This is a genomic window from Bacteroides sp., assembly GCA_036351255.1.
Lineage (GTDB): Bacteria > Bacteroidota > Bacteroidia > Bacteroidales > UBA7960 > UBA7960.
Genome location: JAZBOS010000068.1, coordinates 1 through 6106, shown reverse-complemented (window position 1 = coordinate 6106; position 6106 = coordinate 1). Strand labels below are relative to the sequence as shown.

Annotated in this window: 6 protein-coding genes; 2 read left to right on the top strand and 4 right to left on the bottom strand. The window is 46.4% G+C overall.

All coding sequences use genetic code 11. From position 1 onward, the window contains the following. Window positions 1–175: 175 nt before the first annotated feature. Window positions 176–541, bottom strand: a complete 366-nt coding sequence (locus V2I46_06160) for a DUF1801 domain-containing protein (GenBank protein MEE4177078.1) — start codon at window positions 539–541, stop codon at window positions 176–178. Window positions 542–820: 279 nt separating this feature from the next. On the opposite strand from V2I46_06160, the gene V2I46_06155 reads away from it, so the two are divergent. After that, window positions 821–1456: a DUF6266 family protein gene (locus V2I46_06155; GenBank protein ID MEE4177077.1), complete on the top strand. Its 636-nt coding sequence runs from the start codon at window positions 821–823 to the stop codon at window positions 1454–1456. Between the two features lie 21 nt (window positions 1457–1477). Here the strand turns inward: V2I46_06155 and V2I46_06150 are convergent, their stop codons facing one another. Together V2I46_06150 and V2I46_06145 are read right to left on the bottom strand one after the other, a co-directional pair. Continuing rightward, on the bottom strand, window positions 1478–2536 hold the full coding sequence (locus V2I46_06150; GenBank protein MEE4177076.1) for a CPBP family intramembrane glutamic endopeptidase: 1059 nt from the start codon (window positions 2534–2536) through the stop codon (window positions 1478–1480). A 262-nt stretch (window positions 2537–2798) separates the two neighbouring features. Then, complete coding sequence (locus V2I46_06145) at window positions 2799–3524, bottom strand: hypothetical protein (protein ID MEE4177075.1); 726 nt, start codon at window positions 3522–3524, stop codon at window positions 2799–2801. A gap of 245 nt (window positions 3525–3769) precedes the next feature. On the opposite strand from V2I46_06145, the gene V2I46_06140 reads away from it, so the two are divergent. Then, entirely contained in the window at window positions 3770–5092 is a 1323-nt protein-coding gene (locus V2I46_06140; GenBank protein MEE4177074.1) for a DUF92 domain-containing protein, read from the top strand. 23 nt (window positions 5093–5115) lie between these two features. On the opposite strand, the gene V2I46_06135 is transcribed toward V2I46_06140, so the two are convergent. Then, on the bottom strand, window positions 5116–6045 hold the full coding sequence (locus V2I46_06135; GenBank protein ID MEE4177073.1) for a prenyltransferase: 930 nt from the start codon (window positions 6043–6045) through the stop codon (window positions 5116–5118). Window positions 6046–6106: the final 61 nt, after the last annotated feature.

The window sequence follows — 6106 nt, the reverse complement described above, 5'->3', positions numbered from 1 at the left end:
GAACTGCTGGCTGTGCCTGGTCCGCTATCGGTCAGATTGCTGTTGCTGGATCCGGTATGGAAACCCTTATGGAACATGCCTGGGTTCAAGGCAATGATAGAAAAATACGAGGGGTCAGGCCGGGAAGAGTTGACTTCATAAGTCCGGCCCCGAAAACAACCTTCTCCCTGGCAACCTATTTCTTCCTGCTTTCATTATTTTCCCACACCCTGAACTCCACCATCTGCCCAATCAGCTCATAAGGGATGGGCTGATTGAGTGAAAATTGCACCGAACCCTTGCCCTGCTTAAATTGTGATAGCTCGCGGGCAAATTCTGCATGGCCCGAAGGCGTGGCATAAAAGCCGATGTGGTGTTTAAACCCGGCAAAGTAGACCAGTACCTTTCCATGGGTCTTATAGGCCGGCATGTCATAACTGATGCCCTCCCAGGCATCCGGTGCTTTTTCACGGATAATGGCCCTGATCTTGTTCAGGATTTCCTGCACCTCCGGGGGGAAGGAGGCAATGTACTGGTCAACGGTGCTAAATTCCTGTCGCATTGGGCATGGGGTTGATTTGAGACGAATTTAAGGAAATTTTTAGAGTCTAAGAGATTAACGGATCGGAAAAACAGAGGGATCCGGAACGCATTTGCTTCAGAGTTTAAACGTAGTTCAGGCGTAGTTAACACGTAGTTCAGACGTAGTTCAAACGTGCACACACGTTTAAACTACGTGTTATCTACGTTTAAAATTCGTTTTATTTACGTTTTAATTCTGAACTTGATTAAATTTGCTTATGGATTTAAGTCAATGAAGAACCATTAAAACAAGAGCATTATGGCATCGACAAAAGAAGGCCCTTTGGGCAATTTCAGCGGGAAAATTGGCAATGTAGTGGCCTATGAAATGTTTGGAAAAACGGTGATGCGCAGCCGTCCCTCGGGCAAGCGGCGCCCGGCCCAGGGTGCGCTGAAAGAGGCGCAGAGCGATTTTTCAAAGGTGATGAAGGTGATGCAATCGGTCAGGTCGGTGGTGCGCGTGGGTTTCAATCCCCAGGCCATGGGGCGCAGCGCCTTTCACGCCGCCATGTCGGTCAACCTTGTAAACTATCGCAATGCCGCGAACCCCGACGACCTTCGCTGGCTGGTGATCAGCCAGGGCGAGCGGGCCTGGGCCCAGGATGTGTTGAAGACGATCGAGGGCAATAAGATTGTGGTAAGCTGGGGCGATCCCGAGGTCGGGAAGCCCAATTCCGTTAACGACCAGGTGATGCTGCTTGCCCTCAACGACACCACCCTGGAAAACACCGAAAACCTGCAGGCTGCCCTGCGAAAGGAGAAACGGGCCGAGTTGATCCTGCCCCCGGCTAAAGAGGGCGAAAACATCCTGGTATTTATGGCATTCCACAACCCCATTGAGGCTGCCAGCCACAAAAGCCTGGAGAATGTGTCGGACAGCAGGCTGATTGGATAAAAGTGACTAAGTTTTATGCATTTATTCACTGTGAAGGAGAGAGGATTCCTTGTCCCCAAAGGATCTCAGGATGTTTTGGCCATTTTTTTTGAGAAAGGTTTTATCAAGCACCAGGATACCAATGACAAATAACCATTGGAAAAGGATCATCATACCAAAAACGAATTCATAATTTGAAAACCCCAGTGCAGGAATCATATTCATTCCTGCATGAAGCAGGAGAGAAGTGATGATGCCAAACCTGGAATGTAAGAAGAACCAGGTAATGATGATGCTCATGGGGCAAACGGTAAACAGCCTGATAAGAATTCCTCCAATTCCCCCGACACCAAAGCCTGCTGCCAGGTCAATGGGCAGGTGCCAGAATGACCATAAAACCCCCAGTATCAAGCTTGCTTTCAATGGATTGAAGCGCTTCAGAAGTAAGGGAAGGGCGAAGCCGCGCCACCCGATTTCCTCCCCAACAGCCCCCCCGAAAAGGAAGTCGAAAGCAATGGTCAAACTTAATATTGAAAAAACACCCCAGCCTTTTTTCCCGAACAAGTCGATCGATGCACCTCCTGCAAAAAAATGAAACAAGGCCCACAACAGGAAAAACAACAGCGGATAGAAAAGCCAGGCTGAAAAGAAATAACCCAGCAGCTTGACCCGCGAGGAGCCCGCAACCTGGGAAGCATAAAGAACCCTTTTTTGAAAAAGAAAATAACAAAAAACCAGAGCTGCCATGATAAGTGTGGCCGCCTTAATCCATTGGGGTAGTTGCCCGAGTTCACTTACCCTGTATGCTGATACTAGTAAGCCCAAAGCGATGATTGCCAGATAAATGGAAATCATCCCGGCAAATTTCCGGAAAGGCAAAATCCGCCCGGTAAAAAACCCAAAAAATATGGCCGTGAGAGAGGGTGCAAACACCCCGATTTGGGCTATTAGCCAGGATTTGTCAAGAATAAAACCATCCGTTCCAGCGGAATTCCCGAGTCCCTGCCAGCAAAGCCAGGAAAATATATAGGTAGCGATGAAATATAGGGGCAGGGTATATTTTAAAAAGAACCCCTCTGTTTTGTGCTCAGAAATTTTCATTTCATTTTCAAATACCTTTGAATGGCAAAAAGGTTAGGATTGTTGGCCAGGGCATGCAGCCCGCCAAGAATTTCATCTGGTTTGGGCATGATTGAAAATGTTTGGTTCCAACAAATATATAAAAATACTTATTATGCCTAGATATGATATTTAAAAAAGCAGTTATTTTTCTTAATTCGGCATGCTTTAGGATTTTATACCATAGGGGTTTCTTGCCCAGGAGTCTGAAGGAATTCCCGGGAATTATCATTCTAAACGAACCTCATGCCCGTTTTGCTGTTTTTTTTAATTCCCTGAAAAACATCACACTCATTAAGCTTGAGGCGATGATCAGCTGAAGCCAGGAAATGCTTATGACGGCCACCTCGAAGAGGTATTCGCGGTGAATGCCATGGACGGCGGTGATGATTGCCAGGGCCGCCAGGGCCAGGGGAAAGCCTGAAAACAGGGTGATCTGAAGGCCTCGCTTTCCGGAAAAAACAGGCGTCAGGGCGAAAAAGGACAGGGTCATCAGCAGGAACCCCAGCTCCTCGAGGACAATGAACACCCCGTGGGGATTGAACTGGCTGAGGATGGAGATGCCATCGGTTTCGCCCTTCAGCAAGCTGGGCTGGATCACACTCAACTGCAGGAAATAATTGGTGACCAGCAACCCGGCCGACAGGATGGCAAACGCGAAACCAGCCTGGCTGAAAAGTTTTTTTCGTTCCTCCGCGTAATGATGAACACAGATCACCAATACCATGGCCAGCAGGAAAACAAAAATGGCCGGAACCATCCAGTAATAGTCGCGTGGAAACCTGGAAGCGATGTCAAGATAAGGATATTCGAAGCAACCTGCCAGGCAAAAAGGCCCTGACAGGGGAGGGGTGAGCACCGCCGTGACAAAGGTGCCCAGCGTGACAATAGCCGTCAGCAAAGCGATCCAAAAACTAAACTTGGGAAGAAAGCTTTCTGCCGGTTCATTGGTTAATATGTTTGTGTTCATGGGTGAAGTGATTTGGGGTTCAGGAATATACAAATTTAGAAAAATAAGTTTTCGGTAAAAGGTTGAGGTTAAGGTAAAGGTTAAGGTTGAGGTTAAGGTTTCAATAGGCACGGCATTTATGCCGGGTTCATTGGTGACATAATCTATCGGGGCTTTAGCCCAAACTGGTTTTATTTGATCATGTATCGTTATAGTTAAATTGTTTAATTTTATCCCTCTGCATTTATTGCGCTGACAATAGAACTATGACAAATCAGAGGGGACTTATTATCAGGAAAATCATTCATCTTTCATTGGGTCTGATTATTCTGATATTGAGTTGTGTGCTGGAAAGGAATGTTTTGTTGTACCTGATCATAGCCGGTACCATTTTCTCTTTTCTGACTTTCAATTATAAAGAGTTTCACCTCCTGCACAAAACGACTGACGCGAGTTTGGGTACCCTGTATTATCCCCTTGGCATCTTAACCGCTTATTTGATTTTGTATGACCTGCCCTTGTATTATTTTCATTCATCTTTGATGGTCCTCTCCATTTCTGATACATTGGCAAATTTTGCAGGTCTGGTAAAGAAGGGCAATGGTTGGATCCGGACCTTCCATGACCGGAAGAGTGTCTACGGAATTATTGCCTACTCCCTGTCGGCCTTTTTGATTTTCTGGCTTTTGTTGCCCGATTTTTTGCACTTGAATTTCCCGTACATCCTGTTTGCTTTGTTATGGGCAGTCATTCTTGAAACTGCATCCATGCGGGGCTCTGATAATTTCAGTATTCCGGCCGGGCTTGCCTTGTTTTTCCTGCTGACTTTTCAATATGAGGTTAATTCCCTTTATTTGTCGGCCATTCTGGTGGCGCTGACGCCAGGGTGCTATTTGTTATTTAAACTTCATATTCTTACCCGCCGGGGAAGCTTTGTGGCCTATTTGCTGGGCTTTTATTTGGCAGGCATCGCAGGCTGGCAATGGTTGATGCCAGTTTTGCTTTTCTTTCTGAGCTCTGCAGCATTTTCGAGAATAAAGCATGCAAAACAAGGACTTGAAAATAAATCCACAGCCCGCAACGCCTGGCAGGTGGTGGCCAATATTATCTGGGCGGTCATCAGCTCAGCCCTGTTTTTAATCACGCAGGAAGAAATATTCATCCTGTTCTTTATCGCTTTTGTGGCTGCTGTGACGGCGGATACCTGGGCCAGTGAAGTGGGCCCGCTGCTTAATAAAATGTGCTTCCTCCTGTCGACGATGAGAACGGCACCAGCAGGAACCAATGGCGGCATCTCTTTCTTTGGCAGTATGGCCGCATTGAGCGGTGCAACCATGATCTCTGCCTTATCCTATTTCCTCTTTTTTGGCTCCTGGCAATGGGACATCATAGCAATCCTCAGCGCCTCAGCGTTTTTAGCCTGCTTTGCAGATTCCCTGCTTGGAACCTTTGCTGAAGATAAACTGCTTCGGCTGGATTATTTTAAGAAAAGGAAGACCCTGGAATCCATTACGCCCAATGACCTGGTAAATCTGGCTGGTTCTTTTACCGCTTTTGCTTTTTACCTTTTCCTGTCATGGATCTTTTAACAGGCATTCATCAGGTTCAGCGATTACAAAAACAAATAGATCACGAACCCAAGGATAAGCAAAAGGGAAAAGGCCAGATGGATAAGCACTGTTAGTTTCGCGCCTTTTTTTATCATGTCAGGGTTATCGTGGTGCTTATAAATAATACCTGCAGCTTTAGGAAAAATGAGAACGTAAGGGATCAATGCAAAAAGGAAAAGCCAGGAATGACCGGGGAAAAAGATGAACAACAAAATAACATTGGTAATAATCCCTGCCTGCACGAGAAGATAAAGTACAGAAGTAAACCTGGTACCCATGCGTGATGCCACGCCGTGCTTACCTCCTGCGCGGTCTGCGTCCAGATCAATCATCTGCCCTGCCAGCAGAATGGATGAAGTGCTGAGCCCCGTAGCAGGCATCAACAGCCAGATTAAAGGATGCAATCCCAGGTTTTGACCAACGGTGGCTATCAGTATAGCCATGGGGCCAAAAGCAAACCAGACGGAAATTTCGCCCCAACCCCTGTAAGCCAGCTTGAACGGGGGAGCTGTATAGTATTTACTGAAAAAAGCGGACAGCAAAAAGAGTCCCCACAGGTATGGCCACAAAGATCTATCAATTAGTGGCATGAGTGCGATTGTTCCGGCAAGGGCTACGATCAATCCGGTGCGGGCCAGACGAAACATCTTGCCCATGAGCTCAGGATGATCAAGTAAAACCCCTGAACCCCCGCTGGATTCATTGCGGTGCACATTTACCTTATCTGTTCCTTGTATGGTATCAAAAATGTCGTTATAAACATTGGTGGCTACATGCAAACCAATACCGATAATCAACACGATCAAAAAGTTCAGCACCTCCAGCCGGCCATTCAAATGAAAAGCCAGCAGGGTTCCCAATAGGATGGGCGCAATGATGGAACTCAGAAAATGTGCCCTGATCATTTTTGCTATTCCCGGATTCTCTTTCATAAGCTGGTTCTTTATTTCATTATCTATTAATTTATAAATTTAGCATAAAAACGTAAAATAT